The organism is Sulfitobacter sp. EE-36 (assembly GCF_000152605.1).
Taxonomy (GTDB): Bacteria; Pseudomonadota; Alphaproteobacteria; order Rhodobacterales; family Rhodobacteraceae; genus Sulfitobacter; species Sulfitobacter pontiacus.
The window spans coordinates 1-22,659 of sequence record NZ_CH959310.1; the positions used below are offsets into that span (position 1 = coordinate 1).

Here is a 22,659-nt window from a genome sequence, read left to right on the forward strand (position 1 = left end):
GCCCCCCCGAAAGCGGGGGGCGCGCATAGATTCGATCAAATACGTGTTAATCGAATAAATAAAGGGGATCAGGTGGCGTCACACGCAGCGATCACCCCATGCACCCAAGTGCGAATCGCTTAGCCGCCTTCGCCGGGTGCTTCAGAGAAATACTTCTCAAGCTTGCCTTCTTCACCATCGCGTTCCTCTGCCTCGGGCAGCGGGTCTTTCTTGGTGATGATCACGGGCCACAGTTCGGAGTACTTGCGGTTGAACTCAACCCACTTCTCCATGTCCGGCTCTGTATCGGGGCGGATCGCGTCGGCGGGGCATTCAGGTTCGCAAACGCCGCAGTCGATGCATTCATCGGGATGAATGACCAACATGTTTTCGCCCTCATAGAAGCAATCCACCGGACATACTTCAACGCAGTCAGTGTATTTGCAGGCGATACAGGCATCGTTAACGATATAGGTCATAACATCATCTTTTATGGCAGGTTTAACGCAGGAGATACGTCAGCACAGCGTATCATTCAAGGTGGCGCGCCCGAGAAAGATCAAGCACGCGGCGATCACGCTTACTGGGGCGCCCTTTTCCCTCAAATGCCGGATTTTCAGGTTGTTTTTTCTCGGATCGGGGGACCGGCGGGGACAGATCGGTGTAAAGCGTTTGCGCCTCGGGGGCCGGACCACGGCGGGTGCCGATGCCCTCTATCTGGATCACCCGCACATCGTCGCCCATAGCAAAGGTCAGCACGTCGCCAACCACAACCAGCGTCGCACGCTTTTGCGCGACGCTGCCGTTGACCCTGACGGCCCCCGCTTGCACGCGGGCAGCCGCCAGAGAACGCGTTTTATAAAACCGCGCATGCCACAGCCATTTATCAAGCCGCAGCTTTGTCGGCGCTTCGGACAATTACTTGGTGTCTTTCAGCCCCATTAGCGCAGCGGCGAATGGGTTGTCGGGGTCGATCGGCTTTTCCGCACGGGCGGGCTTGCTGCTGAACTTCTGAGCTTTGCCGCCCTTGTCCCCACGCGGTGCACCCTTCTTGCCACGCGGTCCGGGTTTCCCCTTCCCTTGTGGACGATCCCCGCCGCCGCGACGCTGGCCTTGGGCATTGCCACGGGGCGTGCGCCCCCAGGTGAAGACATAATATGTCTCAAGCTCGGCACCTGCGATATCGGCGTCAGGCGCTGTGCCTTGCGGGTTTTCCTCGGCAGGGGTGTCCGGGATGTGATCGTCGACCTCCGGTGTCTCGGCCAGCTCCTCGACCATCGGGGCGATCCCGTCGTCGGGCATATCCGCGGTTGCGGGCACGATGTCATCCGCCTGAGCAGCCGTCGGATCTTCGACGATACCACCGGCTGGTTGCTTGTCCGCGACATCCATCACGGGCGTCTCGGCATCTGCGCCTTTGTCGGCAGCCATCGGTGCACCGTCATGAGGCACGACAGTATCAACGGCTTTCACCTTGGTGCGCTCGGCCTTTTCGGCCTTATAGCCCAGACCTTCCATCAACGTGGCGAATTGTTCGAGCGTCATGCCCGTGATCGACAGCATATCGGCCTTCGCCTCGAACCCGCCGCGCGAATCTTCGGAGCGCAGCATATCAGCCAGACGTTCCAGCATATCGATACGGATCGCGCGTTCACCAGCATTACGGTACCCAGCCATCGTCGCAGCGCCTTCGGGCGCGCTGGTGTCTACGGGGATGGTGACCAGCCCAGGGGGCGGCGATTCAGGGAATTCGTTCAGCCCCTTGGAAATCGACCACAGCACCAGACGCAAACGGGTCGGCGCGGGCTTGAGCAACAACGGCATAAAGATGGTGAATTGACCAAAGCGCAAACCATGCTTGCGCAGCGCGCCACGGGCGTCCTGATCCAGGGCTTTCACCTCGTCCGCCACATCAGCGCGTGGCAGAATACCAAGGTTTTCAACCATGCGGAAGGCAAAGCCACGGGCCAGACCGGTCAGCGCCTCATCCTTTGACAGGGCGATCAGTGGCTCGAACAGGGCTGCGACCTTGCGGTCGATGAAATGCTGCAAACGGCGCTGCACTTTTTGCGCGACCTCGGGGCCCGCAACGTCATCGACGAAGACCTCGACACCGGGTTTTAACGGATCGGAGCCCGCAACCAGTTTACCCACGGCAGAGCTGCCCCACATGAGGCCGCCCTGCTCTGTGAAATCAATCTCTGTATCAGGCGCGTTGTAGAAACGATCCGCCCGCAAATGGAACTGAGGAGCCAGCGCCTGCAACGATGCAGCTTTGATCGTTTTATCTTCGGCAACGCCTGCGCCTTTGTCTTGGCGAAAGCGGAACCCGTCCAGCTTGCCAACAAATTCGCCTTCAACGGTTACTTCACCGGTCTCGTTTACTTCGGCCACCATGGCTTCCTTCTGTCCTAGCCGGCGCAAAAGCACGGATGTGCGCCGATCTACAAATCTTTGGGTCAGACGCTCGTGCAGCGCATCCGACAGTCTGTCTTCTACGACACGCGCCTCGTGTCGCCAATGGCTTTCGTCACCTGTCCAGCCTTTGCGCTGTGTCACGTAGGTCCAGGTGCGAATAAACGCCAATCGTTTGGATAACGCATCGATGTCGCCATCGGTTCGATCTATGCGTTTAATTTGCCGCGCCAGCCAGTCGTCGGGGATCGAACCGCGCTGATGCAGAAAGTTGAAAATCTGCTCCAGCAGGCTGGCGTGCTCTGCATGGCTTATACCACGAAAGTCGGGAATCCGGCAGACATCCCACAACAGACGTACTGACGGTCCATCGGTACAGCGCGCCGCGATCTCTGCATCCACGGCGAGATTCTTGAGCGCCCGCAGATCATCGGCCTCGCGCGCTTTGAACAAGCGTCCATTGTCCGGCGACATTTCAAGCGTCTGGATCAGCCGGTCAATAGATCCGAACTGTAGCGCGGGGTTGCGCCAGTTGAGCTTGTTCTGCGGTGTGAACTGATGATCCATAATGGCCCGCGCGACACCATCATCAAGCGGAGACGCATCGCCCGTGACACCGAATGTACCGCTCTTGAACCCGCGCCCTGCCCGTCCGGCAATCTGCGCCAGTTCGTTCGGGGCCAAGGGTCGCATCCGACGCCCGTCAAACTTGCTGAGCGCCGAGAAAGCGACGTGGTCCACATCAAGGTTCAGCCCCATCCCGATGGCATCCGTGGCCACCAGATAGTCGACCTCGCCGTTTTGATACATGGCGACCTGCGCGTTGCGCGTGCGCGGGCTGAGCGCGCCCATAACCACCGCCGCACCGCCCTTCTGACGCCGGATCAGCTCTGCAATCGCATATACATTCTCAACCGAAAAACCAACGATCGCACTGCGCGGACGCATTCTACTTATCTTTTTCTGACCAGAGTAGATCAATTCCGACATTCTCTCGCGCCGGATGAACTGCGCCTCTGGCACCAGCGCCGCGATTGAGCCGCGCATGGTGTCGGACCCCATGAAAAGCGTCTCGTGTTGACCGCGCGCACGCAAAAGACGGTCGGTAAAGACATGCCCCCTCTCGGGATCAGCACAAAGCTGGATTTCGTCTACCGCAACCAGATCAGCACCCATGCCTTCGGGCATCGCCTCGACGGTGCAGACCCAATATTGGGTGCGCGGCGGCACGATCCGTTCTTCGCCTGTGACCAGTGCCACGATGGACGGGCCACGCAGGGCAACGATGCGGTCATAGACCTCGCGCGCCAGCAAACGCAGTGGCAGCCCGATCACCCCCGTGCGATGCGCCAACATCCGTTCAATTGCATAGGTCGTCTTGCCTGTATTGGTCGGGCCCAAAACGGCCACGACCCTGCTGTCACCTGCCACCAGAAATTCCTTAGATCGTTAAAGCGTGCGCCCGATTCCGTCGCGCCGCAGCCCGTCGAGCGCCCTTTGCGCGTTATCATGGTGAGGGTTAATGCTTAACACTCGGCGATAGAGATCGGCAGCCGCCCGCAGATCGCCAAACTCCTGCAGGATCGCCCCCAGACCGAAGATGGCGTTATACTGCTGCGGGTTCAAGGCAAGCGTCGTTTCCAGATCATCGATTGCAGGGCCATAGAGACCTGCGGCGAAATATGCCTGTGCACGGGCGTGATAGCCTTCGGCAAAATCAGGGGCGTGATCCGTCAGAGCTGTCAGATGGGCGATCGCCAAGGTGGTGTCCCCCTCTGACATGGCATCGCGACCACGGGAATATAGCAAATCCATCGCGGCCGAGCCGGACCGCGCCCAAGCGCGCTGCACATCTCGTTCGATTCGCGCCGCCTCTGCCGCGGGGGCATCGCGTAAATCCTGCAGCAATTCCGCCGCCGCGGGGGGCGACATTTGCGCGAAACTTATACCCCCAAGCAACACCCAGAGACCAAGTGCCGCGACGGTATGTTTGAGGTTGACGATGCGGTTGCCCATAACAAGAGTGAATGTAACAGGCTGCCGCCACAATTCCAGACGTGTCGGCACCATTTGCCAAGAAAAGGGCCTATGATGAGCGATATTGTGAACCAAGCTGTAACAGTGCTGAACGAAAAACTGGCGGGGGCCGACTTTGACGGCACAGCCAAGTTCGACATCGAAGACGAAGGCACTGTCATGATGGATTCGACCGGCGCACGCGCCGCGGATGAAGATGCGGATGTAACCCTTTCTGCTGACGCAGAAACTTTCCAGGCGATCCTGTCCGGCGACACCAACCCGACCGGCGCCTTCATGAGCGGCAAGCTCAAGATTGACGGCGACATGGGCATGGCGATGAAGCTGGCGTCCGTCCTCTCCTAATATGCTGGAAACCGCGCCCTTTTTCACCGACATTGCGCCGCTGCCCGAAACGGGTCAGGCGCATTGGGCCGAGACATCGGATGGTAAAAAGCTGCGCGTCGCGCATTGGCCGCTGAACGGGGCAAAGGGCACCGTGCTGCTTTTCCCCGGCCGCACCGAATACGTGGAAAAATATGCGATGACCGCAAGCGCCTTTGCGAAAAAGGGGCTGGCGGTCATGGCGATTGACTGGCGGGGGCAAGGTCTGTCGGACCGGTTGATCTCCGACCGCAACATCGGCCATGTCGATGTCTTCTCTGACTATCAAAAAGACGTGGCGGCCATGATGCGGACAGCCCGCGCCTTGCAGCTGCCGCGCCCGTATTTCCTGCTGGCACACTCTATGGGCGGGGCCATCGGCCTACGCGCCTGTATGGAGGGTCTGTCCGTGCAGGCCGCCGCCTTTACCGCGCCGATGTGGGGGATCCATATCGCGCCGCATATGCGTCTGGTGGCGGCGGGGCTGACACAGCTGATGCCGCGCATCGGTCAGGGCTACAAGCTGCCCATGGGCACGCAGGCGGCATCCTATATCTCGACCGCGCCGTTCGAGAACAACATGCTCACCACCGACCCCGAGATGTACGAGATGATGCGCACGCAACTGGCGGCCCATCCCGAACTGTCTTTGGGCGGGCCCAGCTTTATCTGGCTGCGCGAGGCTTTATCCGAGACCAAGCATCTGTCCCTGCGCGCCGCCCCCAGCCTGCCCTGCGCCACATTCCTCGGGTCCAACGAACGTATCGTGCACAAGGGCCGCATCCACGCCCGTATAGAGACTTGGAAAGGCGGCAAGCTGAATATCATTGACGGCGCAGAGCACGAAGTGCTGATGGAAATCCCCGCCACCCGCGACAAAGCGGTGGATGAGATGGCGGCCCTGTTCTTTGGAAACGCCAAAAAGTAGCGCGGATCGCAGGATGAACTTCCGCCTGCAACCAACTGTTATTCCGACGGAAAGCTCGGCATCGGCGAGGATTTTCCTGCCCACCCTGTTCAAACGCGCGCGCCCCGCTAGCTTATGCGCATGGCCAAGCAACCTGTTCTGACATTCAACGAAAACGGCATATATTGCCCCGCGGGTGATTTCTATATCGACCCGTGGCGGCCTGTGGACCGTGCCCTGATCACCCACGGGCATTCCGATCACGCCCGCTGGGGCATGAACCGTTACCTTGCCACCGACATCGCCCTGCCCGTCATGCGCCACCGTTTGGGCGACATCACCGCTGACGGCATCGCATATGGCGAGGTGCGGCAGATCGGCGGGGCGCTGGTATCGTTTCACCCCGCCGGCCACGTCCCCGGCTCCGCCCAGATACGCGTTGACGTTGACGGCGAAGTCTGGGTTGCCTCGGGCGATTACAAGGTGGTCGATGACGGGCTGTCCGATCCGTTCGAGCCGGTGAGATGTCATCACTTCATCACCGAAAGCACCTTTGGCCTGCCGGTGTTTCGCTGGGCCGAGCAAGCCGCCGTGGCGGCAGAGATCAACGCATGGTGGGCGGGCTGCGCGGCACAGGGCAAAACGGCGTTTCTAGGGGCTTATGCCTTGGGTAAGGCACAACGCTTGCTATCGATGCTCGACCCCGACATCGGCCCGATCCTGACCCACACGGCGACCGAGAACACCAACCGCGTCATGCGCGATCAGGGGATCACCCTGCCCGACACGATCCTCGCCGATGCGGATCTGAACCCCAAGGATCACCGCGGCGCGATTGTGCTGGCCCCACCCGGAGCCTTGGGCAGTGCGTGGTCGAAAAAATTCGGCCCGCAGGAAACCGCTTTTGCCAGCGGATGGATGGCCGTGCGGGGTGTACGTCGACGCCGTGCGGGCGATCGCGGCTTTATCATCTCGGACCATGCGGACTGGGATGGGCTGCTGTCAGCGATCAGAGCGACCGAGGCAGAAAATATATATGTGACGCATGGTTACACCGATGTCTTCAGCCGGTTTCTGGCCGATAGCGGTTGGCAAGCGCAGGTCGTTCCCACCCAGTTCGAAGGCGAATCCCTGGATAAGGACGCAAGCGAATGAAACGGTTTGCCGCGCTGTTCAACGCCATCGACCAAAGCACCAAGACGACAGTGAAAGTCGCCGCACTGGCCGATTATTTCAGCGCGGCACCGGATGACGACCGGCTATGGACCATCGCCCTATTTTCCGGCCGCCGCCCCAAACGCGCCGTCACCACCACCAAGCTGCGCGAATGGGCAGCCGAGCGCGCGGGCATCCCCCTGTGGCTGTTCGAGGAAAGCTACAGCATCGTTGGCGATCTGGCCGAGACGATCACGCTGGTTCTGCCCCCCAACCCGACGCAGGATGATCAACCGCTTGCCGCGTGGATCGCGGCACTGCGCGAGATTTACACCCAGGATGAAGAGGCCCGCAAAGCCTTTGTTCTTGACGCATGGGCGACGCTTGGCGGGACCGAACGATTTATCTTCAACAAGCTGATCACCGGCGGGTTTCGGGTGGGCGTCAGCCAAAAGCTGATGACCCGCGCCCTGTCTCGCGCCACAGGCAAACCCGAGCCCGAGCTTGCGCATCGCCTCATGGGCAACTGGCACCCCGACGACACGACATGGCATGGGCTGGTAGAGGCAGAGGATGCCTCTGCCGACGCATCGCGCCCCTATCCCTTCTATCTGGCCTATGGGCTGGAAGCCGAGCCGCAAGAACTGGGGGATCCGCAAGACTGGCGCGCCGAATGGAAATGGGACGGCATCCGCGGGCAATTGATCCTGCGGGACGGTGCCTATTTCGTCTGGTCGCGTGGTGAAGAGCTGATGACCGACCGCTTCCCCGAGCTCGCCCGTACGGTGGACTTCATGCCCGACGGCACGGTTCTGGACGGCGAGCTGCTGGTCTGGCCCGGCGGTCAGCCTGCGCCCTCCTCCTTCAATGCGCTGCAAGCCCGGATTGGCCGCAAAACCGTGCCGAAGAAACTGCTGGCCGAAGCCCCGGTGGTGCTGCACGCCTACGACCTGCTGGAATGGCAGGGCCAAGATATTCGCTCCCGCCCCTTCGCCGAGCGCCGTGCACTGCTGGAACAGGCCTGCGCCGCCCTGCCCGACGATGCGCCGATCCGCCTGTCGCCGCAACTGACCTTCCCCACATGGGATGCGCTGGCCGACCAACGCGCCACCGCACGCGAAGCGCAGGCCGAAGGGGTCATGCTGAAACGTGCCGACAGCCCCTATCTGGCGGGGCGTAAGAAGGGCGATTGGTGGAAATGGAAGCTGGACCCGCTGACCATCGATGCGGTGATGATCTATGCCCAATCCGGGTCAGGACGACGCGCCAACCTGTTCACAGACTTCACCTTTGCGGTTTGGAAAGGCAATGATCTGGTGCCCTTTACCAAAGCCTATAGCGGCCTGACGGATGCCGAGTTTCGCAAGATCACGGCTTGGGTGCGCAAGAATACGCTCGAACGGTTTGGTCCCGTGCGCAAGGTCACCCCGCATCATGTGTTCGAGATCGCATTCGAAGGCATCCAGCGCAGCACGCGGCATAAATCGGGCGTCGCCTTGCGCTTTCCGCGGATGCTGCGCTGGCGGCAGGACAAGCCCCTGCAAGAAGCCAACACATTGGCCGATCTTGAAGAAATGCTGCGGATTTACGGCTAATCCGCGCTGCCATCGCCTTGCTTTGCCGCGGACCCGTGCTTAGGTAGATTTAACGTCAAAAAGAGGTTTTTCATGTTTCAACTGCCCGTCCCCGTCCTTGATGCCAACGCCGGTTCCGGGGCCTCTGCCTTCGGCAAGCTGCCTGAGTGGAATCTTGACGATCTGTACACCGGTGAAGACGCCCCCGAGCTCAAGCGCGATCTGGACTGGCTTGAAGAGGCCTGCCGCAGCTTTGCCGAAGATTACGAAGGCAAACTGGCCGAACTGGATGCGAACGAATTGCTGGACTGTGTGTTGCGCAATGAGAAGATCAACCAGATCGCCGGGCGCATCATGTCTTACGCGGGGCTGCGCTATTACCAGCTGACCACCGATTCCGGCCGTGCAAAATTCATGTCGGACGCGCAGGAGAAGATCACCAACTTTACCACGCCGCTGGTGTTCTTCACGCTTGAGCTGAACCGGCTGGAGGATGATCACCTTGCCAACCTGCTAAGTCAAAAAGCGGATCTGGCGCGGTATAAGCCGGTGTTCGACCGTATCCGCGCGATGAAAGATTACCAGCTTTCCGACGAGATGGAGAAGTTCCTGCATGATCTGGGCGTCGTCGGCGACGCATGGGAACGTCTGTTCGACGAGACCATCGCCGGGCTGGAATTCGAGGTAAACGACGAGCCGCTGAACATCGAGGGCGTGCTGAACCTGCTGACCGACCCGTCGCGTGATCTGCGCGAAGCCGCGGCGCGCGAATTGGCGGATGTGTTTCAGGCCAATATCCGGACCTTTGCCCGCGTGCACAACACGCAAGCCAAGGAAAAAGAGGTCATCGACCGCTGGCGCGGGATGCCCACACCGCAAACCGGCCGCCACCTGTCAAACCACGTGGAGCCCGAGGTGGTCGAAGCATTGCGCGATGCGGTGGTCAACGCCTATCCTAAACTCAGTCACCGCTACTACGAGCTGAAACGCAAATGGCTGGGCCTCGACACCATGCAGGTCTGGGACCGCAACGCCCCCCTACCGATGGAAGACCCCAAAACCGTCAGCTGGGAACAGGCCGAAAAGACCGTCATGGACGCCTATAATGCCTTCGATCCCCGTATGGGCGAAATCGCGGCCCCCTTCTTCACCGAAGGTTGGATCGATGCAGGCGTCAAACCGGGTAAAGCCCCCGGTGCCTTTGCCCACCCCACCGTGACCGACGTGCACCCTTATGTGATGCTGAACTACTTGGGCAAACCGCGCGATGTGATGACGCTGGCGCATGAGCTGGGCCACGGCGTGCATCAGGTGCTGGCCGCGGGTCAGGGCGAGATGTTATCCTCCACACCGCTGACCTTGGCCGAAACCGCCTCGGTCTTTGGCGAGATGCTGACCTTCCGCAAGATGCTGGACGGGGCCAAGACCAATGCCGAGCGCAAAGTGCTGTTGGCCGGCAAGGTCGAGGATATGATCAACACGGTCGTGCGCCAGATCGCCTTTTATGATTTCGAATGCAAACTGCACGACGCCCGCCGTGGTGGAGAGCTGACACCAGACGATATCAACGCGCTGTGGATGTCGGTGCAGGGCGAGAGCCTTGGGCCAGCGTTTGAATTCATGGACGGCTACGAGACCTTCTGGGCCTATATCCCCCACTTCGTCCATTCGCCCTTTTATGTCTATGCCTACGCCTTCGGCGACGGCTTGGTAAACGCGCTCTATGCGGTCTACGAGGAAGGCGAGCCGGGTTTTGAGGACAAGTATTTCGATATGCTGAAAGCGGGCGGATCGAAGCACCACAAGGAGCTTCTGGCTCCCTTCGGGCTTGATGCCTCTGACCCCGCGTTCTGGGATAAGGGCCTGTCGATGATTTCGGGCTTCATTGATGAACTGGAAGCGATGGAGGATTGATCCGGCGGGAAGGCATAAGAGTTTAACGCCTTCGGCGAGGATTTAAGACCATTTGGAAATCGAGCGGGGCGGTGCAGATGCAGCGCCCCGTTCTGTTTTTGGCTATTTCAGCTGGCTATCTTTGCTGCCGCGCCGGTTGATGCCACCGCGGGCCTGCGCCAGACCGTCCCGTTCGCGCACGCAATCAATGCAGAGCTTTACGCCCGGCAAAGCTTGGCGGCGCGCCTCGGGGATCGGTTCTTCGCATTCGGCGCAATGGGTGCGGCTTTCGCCCTGAGGGGCCTTGCGCGCCTTGAGGCGGGCCAGTTCATCGTTGATCGACGCTTCGATCTGTTCACTGACAGCGCCGTCTTTCGCCCATCCTCCGGCCATGATCATCCCCCTTGATTGCTACACCTTATAGGTAGGTCGCACGTCCCAAGGCTCAACCCCCGGCGGCAAAGGCCATATCCGTCATGCGTTGCGTGCCGCGGCTGAATTCAAGCGGACAGGGATAGGCCTTGCCCTCGGTCACTGACGCGCCAAAGTTTTCGACCTGCTGCACATAGTGGTTCACGCCGGGAAAGCGTTCGACGGTGGTGCTGTTCTGTGTGGTCTCGAGATACAGCTCGGCTTGGGAATAGACCGTCGGGTTGAACGGGCAGCTCAGACGCAGGATGCCTTTTTCGCCGTGGAGGATGACCTGCTGAAACGGGAACATACGCATGGACACGGTTGCGGATAGGTCAAACCCGTCGAAGCGGGCCGCGACCTGCGCGAAGACATCGACATCGTTTTCATAGTCGATCTTGGCATGGGAGATCGCGGTCGGCTCTTGCCTCGTGACGAAACGGGTGCAGCCGAAGGCATAGGTGCCAATGTCCGGCAGCACGCCCCCACCGGCCTTGGGGTCGTTGCGGATGTTGCCGGTATCGTCGTTGAAGAACGAGAAGTTGACCGCCACGTGGCGCAGCCGCCCCAAGCTGCCCGATTGCACGATCTCTCGGGCGCGTATCCATTGGGGGTGATGGACGATCATGAAGGCTTCGGCCGCGAGCAGGCCCGTGGTATCGCGTGCGGAGATCAGCTGCTCATAGTCTTGCGCCTGCATCGCCATCGGCTTTTCACATAAGACATGTTTGCCCGCCTTCAGCGCCTTGAGCGTCCATTCCACATGCAAATGGTTGGGCAGCGGGATGTAGACCGCGTCGATATCCGGATCGGCGAGCAGCGCCTCGTAGCTGCTATGCACGGCAAGCTGCGGGACAAAGGCCTGAAAGGGCGCGGCTTTGTCAGGGTGAGATGTGGCGAGGGCAACCAGTTCGGCCCCTTTCGCCGCGTGGATGGCCGGGGCCATCTGTTCTTGTGCGAATTGGGCAGCCCCGAGGATGCCCCAGCGTAGCGTTTTCATCGTGATCCCCTGATGTTTGGTGTCGCGCGACTGTAGGGGGAGCCGCGGCAGATCATCAAGGGGCGCATAAAAAATCCCCGCAAAGCGACGCGCCTTGCGGGGATCAATGTTCAAAACCGTGGCTGGCGATCAGGCGGTGCCCATCAGACCTTTTTCACGGGCCAGATCACGCATGCGTTTTTGCAGTTTTTCAAAGGCGCGTACCTCGATCTGGCGGATACGCTCGCGGCTGACGTCATACTGGCTGCTCAGATCTTCGAGCGTGACCGTTTGATCCGACAGGCGACGTTGGGTCAGGATGTCCTTCTCGCGGTCATTGAGCACATCCAGCGCCTCTGCCAGCATCTCGCGGCGGGTTTCCAATTCGTCCCGTTCCTCGTAGTCGGTGGCCTGGTCGGCGTCTTCGTCTTCCAGCCAGTCCTGCCACTGCATCGTCCCCTCGCCTTCGGAGCCGACCGTGGCGTTCAAGGACGCATCCCCGCCCGACATACGGCGGTTCATAGAGATGACTTCGGTTTCGGTCACGCCCAAGTCCGTCGCGATACGTTTGACGTTGTCGGGGTGCAGATCGCCTTCTTCCAGCGCGCCGATACGGTTCTTGGCCTTGCGCAGATTGAAGAACAACTTCTTCTGACCCGAGGTCGTGCCCAGTTTCACCAGCGACCAGGACCGCAGGATGTATTCCTGAATCGAGGCGCGGATCCACCACATGGCGTAGGTCGCCAGACGGAAGCCTTTTTCGGGGTCGAAGCGTTTGACCGCCTGCATCAGGCCGACGTTGGCTTCTGAAATCACCTCTGCCTGCGGCAGACCATAACCGCGGTAGCCCATGGCGATCTTGGCCGCCAAACGCAGGTGCGAGGTGACCATGCGATGCGCGGCTTCGGTGTCTTGTTCTTCGACCCACCGTTTGGCGAGCATGTATTCTTCTTCCGGCTCCAACAGGGGAAACTTGCGGATTTCCTGCATATAGCGGTTCAATCCGCCTTCCGGTGTTGGCGCTGGCAGATTTGCGTAATTAGCCATCTTTGTCCCTTTCCCCAATTTCCGGGGCCCATGTTATTTGGGTTAACATAGATATGGAGAGGGCCCCGCTCCGTTTCAAGTGCCCAGCCTAACGCATGGGACGGTGAATTGGGCCCAATAATCCTTAAAAAACCGTTTTACTACAGGTCGATCACACAACTGTGCACTAGGGCAGGTCGTAGCCTACGGCCCCGAGCAGGTCGGTCATATCGCCGGGCAGCGGCGCTTCAAAGCGTACGTAGTCGCCCGTGACCGGATGATCGAACCCCAGTACCGCCGCATGGAGGGCCTGGCGCGGAAAGCTGCGCACCGCTTCGGCGGCGGCGTCCGAGACCGCGCCTTTTGCTAGTTTACGTTTGCCACCGTAGGTCGGGTCGCCCACCAATGCGTGACCGGCATGGGCCATATGCACCCTGATCTGATGGGTACGGCCGGTTTCAAGCCAGCATTCCATCAGCGCCAGAACCTCTGGATTGCCAAGCCGCGCAACGGTGCGCGCACGGGTCACGGCGTGGCGGCCGCCCTGAAAGAACACGGCCTGACGCTGGCGGTCTGTGCGGTGACGCGCCAGCTGCGTGGTGAGCTTGAGGATATTGCCCGGCTCGAAGCTGGCCCCCTTCACCCCCCGTAGGCGCGGATCGTTGGCATCCGGCACGCCGTAGACCAAGGCCTGATAATAGCGTTCAACGGTGTGTTTCTCGAACTGTTTGGCCAGCCCGTGGTGGGCTGCGTCAGACTTGGCGACAACCAGCAGACCCGAGGTATCCTTGTCGATGCGGTGCACGATCCCTGGGCGTTTCATGCCGCCCACCCCCGACAGGTCATCGCCGCAATGGGCCAGCAGCGCATTGACCAACGTCCCCGACGGGCTGCCCGGTGCAGGGTGAACCACCATGCCTGCGGGCTTGTTGATCACGATCAGATCTGCGTCTTCAAAGACGACCTCCAACGGGATTTCCTCGGCGAGGATATGACTGTCTTCGGCCTCTTCCACATCGACGGTGATCTGCTGCCCCGCTTCGGCACGGCTGCGCGGGTCGGTTACCACTGTTCCGTCAACCTGCACGGCCCCTTGTTCCAGCAAACGCCCCAGCCGTGTGCGCGACAGGTTCGCATCCTCTGGCACATCGCGCGCAAGCGCCTTATCAAGGCGAGGTGGCGGGCTGTCCGCGATGGTAAACGTAATTTGACGGTGCGACATGACTGATCCTTCCGAGCCCCCGAACATCAAATTCCTGCGGCGGCTGGTGACGGTGCTGACCGCCACAATGATTTTCGGCCTTCTAGTCGTGATCGGGCTACTTGTCATCCGCTTCTCGAACAAGAGCCCCGATTTACCGGCCTCTATCACCCTGCCCGACGGCGAAAAAGCGGTGACCTTCACCCAAGGCCCCGACTGGTATGCTGTGGTGACACAGGACGATGTGATTCTGATCTTTGACCGGATGACAGGCGAGCTGCGTCAAAGCGTTACGATCGAGTAACGCGCGCAGCATATGCACCACAGTGCCGAGGCAAGGCGCACAAATGCATCACGCCGAACAGAAATATGCTCTAATTTTTTCGGGGGGGGAGTGGTACCACCTCCTGGTCTCGAACCAGGGACCTCCTGATCCACAATCAGGCGCTCTAACCAACTGAGCTAAGGCGGCACTGCGGTCGATCTAGCGTTCATGAAAAAGGAATGCAAGCACATATCCGTCGCAAACTTCGATTTGTCCTGTCGCAGGTGAGAATGGCAAAACTTGCCATTTCCAGCGCCGCAGGGTACGGGACCTGACACAGTTTCGGAGAAACCTCATGGGCATCGACACAGAACGCGACATTGAAGCCAACCTGCAAATCGGGCCAACCGATAAGGGCATGGTCCGGCTGTTCATCGAAGCGGAAGGCGGGATCGAGATCCCGATGGATTTCACCACGGATGAAGCCGTTGAAATCGCGGAAGAGATTATGGCCGCTGCCCATCGTGCGGGCAAAGCTGGCAAAAACAAGCGCTAAGGCACGTTGCCCGGTCGGGATGGGGGGCCAGCCCCCGCCGCGCCTTTGCGCGGCACCCCCGGGATTATTATCCATTTGGGAAAGTTTCAGCCCCACTGCGGCATGGCATGCGGGTCGCGCAGCATATGCAGCCTGCGTGCGGCATGGGTGGCAAAGAGATGGGTCATCTTTTTGCGGCGCGCGGCAGCCAGTCGGGTTTCCGGCCCCATGCGCACGAGCTCTGCCCCGTAGCTGTCGCCGATAAACAGGCCGGTGCCCTCGGGCAGCAGGTCGACGTCGAAATCCGCATCCACCGCCCAAAAGAACCTGTCGGCCCACTCGAGGTACCCGTCCCACTTGCTGTCGGACATGAAATCGGCGCGGCTGGATTTGCATTCAACGATCCAGATCTCCCCCTTGGGACCAAGCGCCATCACATCTACCCGCAGCCCCCGTGTCGGCACCAGTTCCTCAACGCTCGCGAAACCGAGTGCGGCAAGCTGGCGGGTCACACCACGGGCAATCAACTGTCCGGGTTGCAAGGTCGGGGCGGTCATCAGGTCGGTCTGGGTCATGGGTGCAATATGAACAATTCATGAACATCAGGCAAGCGCTTGGTAATCCGCAGCGCGCAACCTATCTAGTTCAAAAGAAAACAGGGTGGGCATATGGCGCGCGACGGCGAAAACTCGACATATCAACAGCGCGGCATCCGCTATGCCCGCGAACTCGAAGGGCATCTGGGCTGGCTCGATACGTTTTCGGGCACAGCGCTTGGGGTGCTGGCGGTGGCGTCGGGCATCTACACCTATCTTGGGGTGTCGTCCTTGCTGGATGACAACGGCGCGATGTCGGCCTTTGCCGCGATCGCCTATTCCGCTGCTGTGTCCGTGGGCATCTTTGTGTTCTGGTCCTATATGCTGCGCCTGTTTCCAGCGGTGCGCAGCGCCCGTGCGCGGGTCGGGCTGTTGGGGGCCATGTCGCTGGGAAGCGTCGCGATCATCGCCATGTCGAGCTGGCTGAACGCCGCCGCCCTTGCCGGATCTGCAGCGGTGGAACAGCATCTGGCCGAGACCGTGCAGGATTACCAAGGCTCGCTAGAGCGCGCGCATGAGATCACCCTTTCCGCCCAAGGGTTGGAGCGCGACGTTGCCCGTGTCCGTCAAAGCTTCGAGGATCTGAGCGAACAGGAGGCCACGGGCGGGCTGTCGGGCTTGGCGGGGCGTGGTGCCGTGTTCCGCGTGCTGCGTCAGAAATCGGCAGAGCTGTCGGGGCTGGAGGCGCAGATCGCCACCCAGACCCCGCTGGTCAATGACGCCTTTGTCGAGGGCAACCAGATCCTCAGCCGGATGCGTGCGCTGACGGTCGAGCCCGGCCCGGTGGAAGCGCGATCGGTCGAATTTTCCGAACAGGCGGTACGGCTTGCCGGGTTGATCACGCGCTTGCGGCAACTGTCAGTCGCCCCGCTGGTCGAACGCGCCGCGCAGGATCTGTCGGCCTCTGTCGTGCTGCCCGAACTGGATGGCAGCAGTGTCGAGGTGCGGGGCAATCAGGCCTCGACCATCAGTGCCGTGCTTGAGGTTCTGGCCCAACGTGCCGCCACACTGGAGCGCGCGGCCCAAGACGTGCTGGCCATGGCCCCGCCAACAGAGACGACCTACACCCCGATTTCCAGCGCCGATGCGGTAATCAAATACGCGCGCAACTTCGTGCCCTCCTGGGCCGGCGCGATTGCCATTGATCTGTTGCCCGCCGTGTTGGTCTTCATTCTCGCCATCACCCAAGGGGCGATCCGCGAAGGTCGCGAGGGCAGCGCGATCGAGGAAACACTCACCCTTGCCGAACTGCGGGCCGCGGTGCTGGCAATGCGTGACATGGATGCGGCGATGAAGGGCACATCTGTTGATGAGGACGCGCATAATGACCGCGATGAAAGCGCGCCCCATGATATCGTGACCGAGAATCCCGCCCTTAGCACGCCTTCGAAAACCACATGAAACTGCGACGTGATCCCTCCAAACGCCCACCCGTGGCACGGGTTCTGGGCGGCGTTCTGATCTTTCAGCTGGGATTGGCGGGGCTGCTCTTTTGGGGTGATCTGGACGAGGGGCTGCGCCTGCCCGGCTTTGGCCCGCGTGCCCCGGGGCTGACCGAACCCACGCGCCCCGGCGACCAGACCCGCCGGTTTCAACCCGACCGCGCCCGCCCCGGCGGCCGCCCCATGCCGGACACGCCCCTGCCCGAACGGCTGACCCTGACCGTGGTCGAGGGTGGCACGCGCGTGCTGCTGGAAGGGGGCATCATGGCGGGTGATGCCGAACGCATCGAGAAACAGATCTCCGCACTTGATCCCCAACCCGAGGGCGTGATCCTGAATTCCCCCGGTGGGTCGGTCAGCGACGCGCTGCGTCTGGGGCGGTATCTGCGGGATGCTGAGCTCACGACCGCCTTGCGCAGTGGCGACATCTGCTATTCCGCCTGCCCCTATCTACTGGCCGCAGGCACCAGCCGCGACGTGCCAGAGGATGCCTCTGTCGGGGTGCACCAGCATTTTTTCGGTGAAAGCACCCTGCTCCCCGCCTTTGTCGCGGTAGAGGACATCCAGCGCGGCCAAGGCGAGGTCATGACCTATCTGGATCAGATGGGCATCGACCCGCTGGTCATGCAGCACGCGCTGGTCACGCCGCCCGATGAAATCTATCTGCTGCTGCCCGAAGAGCTGACCCGCTACCGCTTTGTCGAAAACACCGAGCCAAGCTAGAATACCCCTTGTCGCAGGCTATGGTCGCGCCTACTTAACGGGGGTGACGGGTTCTGCCCTGTTTGTAAAAGTTACATTCCAGTGGCCTTAAGCAAATCCGAGGGAGCTGGCTCTGTTCGAGCCCTGGTTCGTTTATCTGGCGCCCACCTGTACATACAGGTCCTCGGGAATATAGAACAGAACGGCAGCGGTGGTCCCGTCACACTTTCCCGAAAATATCATATTTTTCGCTGGTCCGTCGCTGTCGACCAGAGGCGATGAGCTGAGCCTGTCCGGCTCAGAACTCTTCCGGACGGGCTTCGCGGGCCATATGATCCAGAACGGCATTCACGAACTTCGGCTCGTCGCCCCCTTCAAAGAAGGCACGGGCCACGTCGACATATTCGTTGATCACGACCCGCGGTGGCGTTTCCTGCGCGCGCAGCTCGGCACCGGCAGCGCGGAACAAGGCACGCAAAGTAGGGTCGATCCGCGCGATGGCCCATTTAGCCACCAGCGCACGGTCGGTCATCTGGTCAATCGCCGCCTGATAGTTCACCGCCGTCTCAAGCAGGTCTGCAAAATGCCGGATGTCACCATCGATCATTTCCTGACCGTCGTAACTGGCACCAAAGCGGTGCTCAAGGAACTCCTTGCGCACGGTGTCAAAGCTTTGCGAGGAATGCTCCATCTGGAACAGGGCCTGCACGGCATAAAGCCGCGAAGCTGATTTCATCTTGCGTTTTTGATTGCCCGAAAGGCCGGCGGAGGATGTCATGCTGTCTTGGGTCCGTCATTGTCGCCCGCCATCAGATATTCATCCGAGCGCGGCTTGAAACCGATGTCTTTGCGAATGTCGCCCCACTTACGGCTCAGCGCGATCAGATGCAAGGCCGCAGCTGCCGCACCGCCGCCCTTGTTTTGCCCCTCCGGATCGGCGCGCACGGCGGCCTGTTCGTGGTTCTCGACGGTCAGGATGCCGTTGCCGATACAGATGCCCTGCAACCCCATCAGCTGCAAGGCGCGGCTGCTGTCGTTGCACACGGTCTCGTAATGAGTGGTTTCACCGCGGATGACACAGCCAAGCGCCACGTAGCCGTCAAAATTGCTCTTGCGGTCAGAGATGCCGATGGCGGTCGGGATTTCCAGCGCGCCGGGCATTTCCACCACGTCCCATTCAGCCCCGGCGGCCTCGAGCTCTGCCTTGGCGCCTTTCAGCAAGCCCTCGGCGATGTCCGAGTAATAGGGCGAAATGACGATCAGAACCTTAACCGGCGTATCAAAGCGCGGCGTGGTCAGTGTCGTATGATTTCCAGCAGCCATTGCATTTACTCCTGCGTGATGGGGCGCGTGCCCACGATGCTAAGGTCATAGGCGTCCAGCCCCAGATAGCGCGTATCGGGGTTATCCGTCAGCAAGATCAGCTTGTGCAGCCCAAGGCTCGCCATGATCTGCGAGCCAAGGCCGGTACGTTTGACGGTACGGGGGCGATCATCCTCTTCGTCCTCGAAACGCAACCGCGGGTCGGGATCGCGGAACAACAGCACCGCGCCACGGCCTTCGTCCGCGATGATCTGCATCGCGCGTGGCAATTCGTCGGCGGGGCTCGGCCCGAGGCCGAGGATATCCTCAAGCGCGTTGATCGCATGGGTGCGAACCAGAACCGGCGCATCCGTCGTGATATCGCCCTTGGACAGGACCACATGATCGGTGCCGCTGATCTCGTCGGTGAAAATCTGCATCTTCCAGTCGCCCCCATAGGCAGAGGTCACGGTGCGGCTGTCGCGCTCCACCAGCAGATTGTCATGCTTGTGGCGATAGGCGATCAGATCGCTGATCGTGCCGATCTTCATGTCGTGCTGCTGACAGAAGGCAACCAGATCCGGCAGGCGGGCCATGGTGCCGTCTTCCTTCATGATCTCGCAAATCACACCGGACGGATGCAGCCCCGCGAGACGCGAGATATCGACGGCAGCCTCGGTGTGGCCCGCACGGACCAGAACACCGCCATCGCGTGCTCGCAGCGGAAACACATGCCCCGGCGTGGCGATATCCACCGCGCCTTTATCCTCGTCGATGGCGACCTTGACGGTCAGCGCACGGTCCGCGGCGGAAATACCAGTGGTCACCCCCTCGCGCGCCTCGATCGATACGGTAAACGCTGTTTCATGGCGGGCAGAGTTATTTACCGCCATCATCGGCAGACCCAGCGTATTGACCCGTTCTTCGGTCATCGGCAGGCAGATCAGCCCGCGCCCGTGGGTGGCCATAAAATTGATCGCATCCGCATCCGCGAACTGCGCGGGGATTACCAGATCGCCTTCGTTCTCGCGGTCTTCGTGGTCGACCAGCACGAACATGCGACCCTGACGGGCCTCTTCGATGATCTCTTCGATGGGCGCGATGGCATCCGCCAATTCAGCCTCGACCGGTCCGGGCGTTTCAAATTGCATGGGGTCACCTCACTCTTTGCTGCATTGGCACATACCCCACCCCACGCGCCTTTGCCAGAGCAGGGCCGCCCCCCTCCCTGCTTCATTTTGCCAAATAAACTCAATTCCGCACCGTCATCCCGCGCGACGGTCCGCGTTAAGCGCCGAAATAGCGCGCGGCCTCCACATAGCCCGCTGCCTTGCTTGCAGTGGCCCAGTCCCGTTCCAATCCGGTGTCGCCGATGATCAACACCTGATCGCCGACCAGTTTGCGCCCTTGAACCACCTGCCCCAGATGATCGCGCATCGCGCTCCAGCTGTCGGTGAACTTGGGGGCCTCGGCCACGTGATCCAGCACGGGATTCGCCTGTGCCACCCTGTCTGGCCGCAGCGGGCGATGTACCAGCGCCAGCTTTTGGGCGCGCTGCACCTTGTCCAGCACCTCGGCCTCGCGCAGGGGGATATGCGGTGCCCCCGCACGGACCACCCGCAGCGCATTGGACGAGAACAGCAGCGCCAGAATATCGCGCCCGGTGGCCTGACGGATCGCGGCATAGGCCTTGTAGTCCAACCCCAGCTCGCGGGCGCGCGCCACGCGCATCTTGACCACCATCAGCGGGATCGCTGAAGGCATCGCCGCCTCGCGTGCCTTTTGCCACTGGAAAGCGCGCCACTTCTGGCCGCGCTCAAGGCTGGGGCCCTGATTATGTCCGATCCCCGCGATCATGACATTTCCGCCAGCCGCGCAACATAGCGGGCCAATGTGTCGATCTCCAGGTTGATGCGATCCCCGACAGCGACATCACCCCATGTGGTCACCTCTTTGGTGTGGGGGATAAAGTTGATGCCGAAATCGCAGCCGTCGACCTCGTTCACGGTCAGCGAGGTGCCGTTCAGCGCGACAGAGCCTTTGGGGGCAATGAAACGCGCCAGAACCTCGGGCGCGCGCAGGGTCACGCGGGTGCTGTCACCCTCGTCGCGCAGCGCCACCACTTCGGCCACGCCATCGACATGGCCCGACACGATGTGCCCGCCCAATTCGTCCCCGACCTTCAGCGCGCGTTCAAGGTTCAGACGGCGTCCGACCTCCCATGCGCCAAGGTTGGTCTTGTCCACGGTCTCGGCGCTGATCTGCACCTCGTACCAATCGGCCCCCAGATCCACCACGGTCAGGCACACGCCATCACTGGCGATAGAGGCCCCCATGTCGATGCCGCTGGTATCATAGCCGGTTTCGATCCGCGCGCGCAGGTCGCCTTGCTGTTCAAGCTTGGTGATCTTTCCGATGTCCGTGATAATGCCTGTAAACATGCGCCTGCCTCTTCTATACTGGTCGCTACCGAAGTAGACTTCTGCCCGCAGCATGACAAGTCCACAGACACGCCACATTTTCGCCGGTATCCGGTGTTTGTCTGCCCGATGACCAAGATAAACCGAAAGCAACCGATGAACGCCGCAGCACCCCGTGAACGGGTCTTCCTTTTCCTGCAAGGGCCGCATGGCCCCTTCTTCAACCGTCTGGGCAAGATGCTTCGTCTGGCGGGGGCGCAGGTTTGGCGTGTGGGGTTCAACGCAGGCGATCGGGCCTTCTGGTTCCACCCGCGCAGCTATATCCCGTTTCGCGGAACAGCTGACACGTGGAAAGACACCTTTGTTGCGCTGCTCGCCGACAAGGGTGTCACAGATATCGTGCTTTATGGCGACACCCGCCCGATCCACGCCCAAGCCGTGGCCGAGGCCAAGGCCCGCGGGCTGACCGTGCATGTCTTTGAAGAAGGCTACATGCGCCCCTATTGGGTCACCTATGAACGCGGCGGGTCCAACGGCAATTCACGGCTGATGGATATGTCCATCGAACAGATGCAGGCAGCACTGGCCAATTCGGATATGGAGGCCCCCCTCCCCCCCGGTCATTGGGGTGATATGCGCCAGCATGTGTTCTATGGCGCGCTCTATCACTGGTTTGTGCTCTTCCGGAACGGCGACTACCGCAACTTCCGCCCGCATCGGAGCTTGCCGGTGACCAAGGAGTTCAAGCTGTACCTAAAGCGGCTGCTGCTGATGCCCGCGCTGGCGCTGGACCGGCTGCTTGCAACGCTGCGTATCCGGCTGGGCGGCTTCCCCTACCATCTGGCACTGCTGCAACTAGAGCACGACAGCTCGTTCCAGGAACACTCCCCATTCGAGACGATGACCGATTTCCTGACCGTGGTGCTGGAAGGCTTCGCCAAGGGCGCGCCGCGTCACCATCATCTTGTTGTGAAGGCCCATCCGTTGGAAGACGGCCGCGCACCTCTGCGCCGCGTGGTCAAACAGGTGGCGCGAGATCTGGGTGTCGCGGACCGGGTGCATTTCGTGCGCGGCGGCAAGCTGGCGCAGCTGCTCAACGATGCCCGCACGGCCGTTACGGTGAACTCCACCGCCGGTCAGCAGGTGCTGTGGCGCGGAATTCCGCTCAAGGTGTTTGGCAGCGCCGTCTATGCGAAACCCGAATTCGTCTCGGACCAGCCGCTGGCGCAATTCTTTGCCGCCGCCTCGCGCCCCGATAACAAGGCCTACAAGGATTATCGCCGGTATTTGCTGGAAACCTCGCAGGTACCGGGCGGATTTTATGCGGCACGCGCGCGCACGCAGTTGATGCGGCAAGTGGTCGATATGATGCTTGCCCCCGAAGACCCGTACGACGCGCTAGAGCTGGGAACCGCGGCACCAAGGCAACAGTTGCGGGCCGTCACCTGAGCGTTTTT

The 22,659-nt window shown here is 60.9% G+C and carries 24 protein-coding genes and 1 tRNA gene; 10 read left to right on the top strand and 15 right to left on the bottom strand.

Annotated features, from left to right (window positions below; all coding sequences use genetic code 11):
* Positions 1-119: 119 nt before the first annotated feature.
* Genes fdxA through EE36_RS02485 form a run of 4 tightly spaced genes read right to left on the bottom strand, consistent with a single transcriptional unit; the run spans position 120 to position 4,410 of the window.
* Positions 120-458 (bottom strand): ferredoxin FdxA, encoded by a 339-nt coding sequence (gene fdxA / locus EE36_RS02470; RefSeq protein ID WP_005849180.1) that lies wholly within the window; start codon positions 456-458, stop codon positions 120-122.
* 52 nt (positions 459-510) lie between these two features.
* Positions 511-897, bottom strand: coding sequence for an RNA-binding S4 domain-containing protein (locus tag EE36_RS02475; protein WP_005849182.1), 387 nt, complete (start codon positions 895-897; stop codon positions 511-513).
* A complete protein-coding gene (locus EE36_RS02480; RefSeq protein WP_005849184.1) occupies positions 898-3,825 on the bottom strand; it encodes a helicase-related protein in 2,928 nt (975 codons plus the stop codon).
* 18 nt (positions 3,826-3,843) lie between these two features.
* Positions 3,844-4,410, bottom strand: a complete 567-nt coding sequence (locus EE36_RS02485; RefSeq protein WP_039912134.1) for a tetratricopeptide repeat protein — start codon at positions 4,408-4,410, stop codon at positions 3,844-3,846.
* A 75-nt stretch (positions 4,411-4,485) separates the two neighbouring features.
* On the opposite strand from EE36_RS02485, the gene EE36_RS02490 reads away from it, so the two are divergent.
* The 5 genes from EE36_RS02490 to EE36_RS02510 all read left to right on the top strand — a co-directional run bounded on the left by EE36_RS02490 (position 4,486) and on the right by EE36_RS02510 (position 10,344).
* Positions 4,486-4,776 (top strand): SCP2 sterol-binding domain-containing protein, encoded by a 291-nt coding sequence (locus tag EE36_RS02490; protein WP_005849186.1) that lies wholly within the window; start codon positions 4,486-4,488, stop codon positions 4,774-4,776.
* A gap of 1 nt (position 4,777) precedes the next feature.
* Positions 4,778-5,722 (top strand): alpha/beta fold hydrolase, encoded by a 945-nt coding sequence (locus tag EE36_RS02495; protein ID WP_005849188.1) that lies wholly within the window; start codon positions 4,778-4,780, stop codon positions 5,720-5,722.
* Positions 5,723-5,836: 114 nt separating this feature from the next.
* Entirely contained in the window at positions 5,837-6,856 is a 1,020-nt protein-coding gene (locus tag EE36_RS02500; RefSeq protein ID WP_005849189.1) for a ligase-associated DNA damage response exonuclease, read from the top strand.
* Complete coding sequence (locus EE36_RS02505) at positions 6,853-8,451, top strand: ATP-dependent DNA ligase (protein ID WP_005849191.1); 1,599 nt, start codon at positions 6,853-6,855, stop codon at positions 8,449-8,451. The genes EE36_RS02500 and EE36_RS02505 overlap by 4 nt, the downstream gene beginning before the upstream one ends.
* Before the next feature lie 72 nt (positions 8,452-8,523).
* A complete protein-coding gene (locus EE36_RS02510; RefSeq protein WP_005849193.1) occupies positions 8,524-10,344 on the top strand; it encodes a M3 family oligoendopeptidase in 1,821 nt (606 codons plus the stop codon).
* Positions 10,345-10,446: 102 nt separating this feature from the next.
* On the opposite strand, the gene EE36_RS02515 is transcribed toward EE36_RS02510, so the two are convergent.
* From EE36_RS02515 to EE36_RS02530, 4 genes are all read right to left on the bottom strand, one after another.
* On the bottom strand, positions 10,447-10,716 hold the full coding sequence (locus EE36_RS02515; RefSeq protein WP_005849195.1) for a DksA/TraR family C4-type zinc finger protein: 270 nt from the start codon (positions 10,714-10,716) through the stop codon (positions 10,447-10,449).
* Positions 10,717-10,768: 52 nt separating this feature from the next.
* Positions 10,769-11,734: a Gfo/Idh/MocA family protein gene (locus EE36_RS02520; protein ID WP_039912137.1), complete on the bottom strand. Its 966-nt coding sequence runs from the start codon at positions 11,732-11,734 to the stop codon at positions 10,769-10,771.
* A gap of 129 nt (positions 11,735-11,863) precedes the next feature.
* A complete protein-coding gene (rpoH, locus tag EE36_RS02525; protein ID WP_005849199.1) occupies positions 11,864-12,760 on the bottom strand; it encodes an RNA polymerase sigma factor RpoH in 897 nt (298 codons plus the stop codon).
* A gap of 166 nt (positions 12,761-12,926) precedes the next feature.
* The gene (locus EE36_RS02530; RefSeq protein ID WP_005849201.1) at positions 12,927-13,961 is read right to left on the bottom strand and encodes an RluA family pseudouridine synthase; all 1,035 of its coding nucleotides are present in this window, start codon (positions 13,959-13,961) and stop codon (positions 12,927-12,929) included.
* On the opposite strand from EE36_RS02530, the gene EE36_RS02535 reads away from it, so the two are divergent.
* Positions 13,960-14,244 (top strand): DUF6476 family protein, encoded by a 285-nt coding sequence (locus EE36_RS02535; RefSeq protein WP_005849203.1) that lies wholly within the window; start codon positions 13,960-13,962, stop codon positions 14,242-14,244. The genes EE36_RS02530 and EE36_RS02535 overlap by 2 nt on opposite strands.
* Before the next feature lie 91 nt (positions 14,245-14,335).
* On the opposite strand, the gene EE36_RS02540 is transcribed toward EE36_RS02535, so the two are convergent.
* Positions 14,336-14,412 (bottom strand) — tRNA-His (locus EE36_RS02540).
* A gap of 148 nt (positions 14,413-14,560) precedes the next feature.
* Between EE36_RS02540 and EE36_RS02545 the strand changes: the two genes are divergently transcribed.
* The gene (locus EE36_RS02545) at positions 14,561-14,761 is read left to right on the top strand and encodes a DUF6324 family protein (RefSeq protein WP_005849205.1); all 201 of its coding nucleotides are present in this window, start codon (positions 14,561-14,563) and stop codon (positions 14,759-14,761) included.
* 86 nt (positions 14,762-14,847) lie between these two features.
* Here the strand turns inward: EE36_RS02545 and EE36_RS02550 are convergent, their stop codons facing one another.
* Complete coding sequence (locus EE36_RS02550; protein WP_005849207.1) at positions 14,848-15,315, bottom strand: MmcB family DNA repair protein; 468 nt, start codon at positions 15,313-15,315, stop codon at positions 14,848-14,850.
* Between the two features lie 93 nt (positions 15,316-15,408).
* Here EE36_RS02550 and EE36_RS02555 point away from each other — a divergent pair, with 93 nt between their 5' ends.
* On the top strand, positions 15,409-16,737 hold the full coding sequence (locus EE36_RS02555; protein ID WP_005849209.1) for a hypothetical protein: 1,329 nt from the start codon (positions 15,409-15,411) through the stop codon (positions 16,735-16,737).
* Positions 16,734-17,501: a hypothetical protein gene (locus EE36_RS02560; RefSeq protein ID WP_005849211.1), complete on the top strand. Its 768-nt coding sequence runs from the start codon at positions 16,734-16,736 to the stop codon at positions 17,499-17,501. The genes EE36_RS02555 and EE36_RS02560 overlap by 4 nt, the downstream gene beginning before the upstream one ends.
* Before the next feature lie 277 nt (positions 17,502-17,778).
* On the opposite strand, the gene nusB is transcribed toward EE36_RS02560, so the two are convergent.
* The 5 genes from nusB to EE36_RS02585 form a co-directional block, all read right to left on the bottom strand.
* Positions 17,779-18,258 carry a transcription antitermination factor NusB gene (gene nusB / locus EE36_RS02565; protein WP_005849213.1) on the bottom strand — a complete coding sequence of 160 codons (480 nt, stop codon included), beginning with the start codon at positions 18,256-18,258 and terminating at the stop codon, positions 17,779-17,781.
* Entirely contained in the window at positions 18,255-18,803 is a 549-nt protein-coding gene (locus tag EE36_RS02570) for a 6,7-dimethyl-8-ribityllumazine synthase (RefSeq protein ID WP_005849215.1), read from the bottom strand. Before EE36_RS02570 ends, nusB begins: the two co-directional genes overlap by 4 nt.
* A gap of 5 nt (positions 18,804-18,808) precedes the next feature.
* Positions 18,809-19,933, bottom strand: coding sequence for a 3,4-dihydroxy-2-butanone-4-phosphate synthase (gene ribB / locus EE36_RS02575; RefSeq protein WP_005849217.1), 1,125 nt, complete (start codon positions 19,931-19,933; stop codon positions 18,809-18,811).
* Positions 19,934-20,069: 136 nt separating this feature from the next.
* Positions 20,070-20,639, bottom strand: a complete 570-nt coding sequence (locus tag EE36_RS02580) for a hypothetical protein (protein ID WP_005849219.1) — start codon at positions 20,637-20,639, stop codon at positions 20,070-20,072.
* Positions 20,636-21,223 (bottom strand): riboflavin synthase, encoded by a 588-nt coding sequence (locus tag EE36_RS02585; RefSeq protein WP_005849220.1) that lies wholly within the window; start codon positions 21,221-21,223, stop codon positions 20,636-20,638. The genes EE36_RS02580 and EE36_RS02585 overlap by 4 nt, the downstream gene beginning before the upstream one ends.
* 108 nt (positions 21,224-21,331) lie before the next feature.
* Between EE36_RS02585 and EE36_RS02590 the strand changes: the two genes are divergently transcribed.
* Positions 21,332-22,651 (top strand): capsule biosynthesis protein, encoded by a 1,320-nt coding sequence (locus EE36_RS02590; RefSeq protein WP_254655535.1) that lies wholly within the window; start codon positions 21,332-21,334, stop codon positions 22,649-22,651.
* The last annotated feature ends 8 nt before the right edge of the window (positions 22,652-22,659 follow it).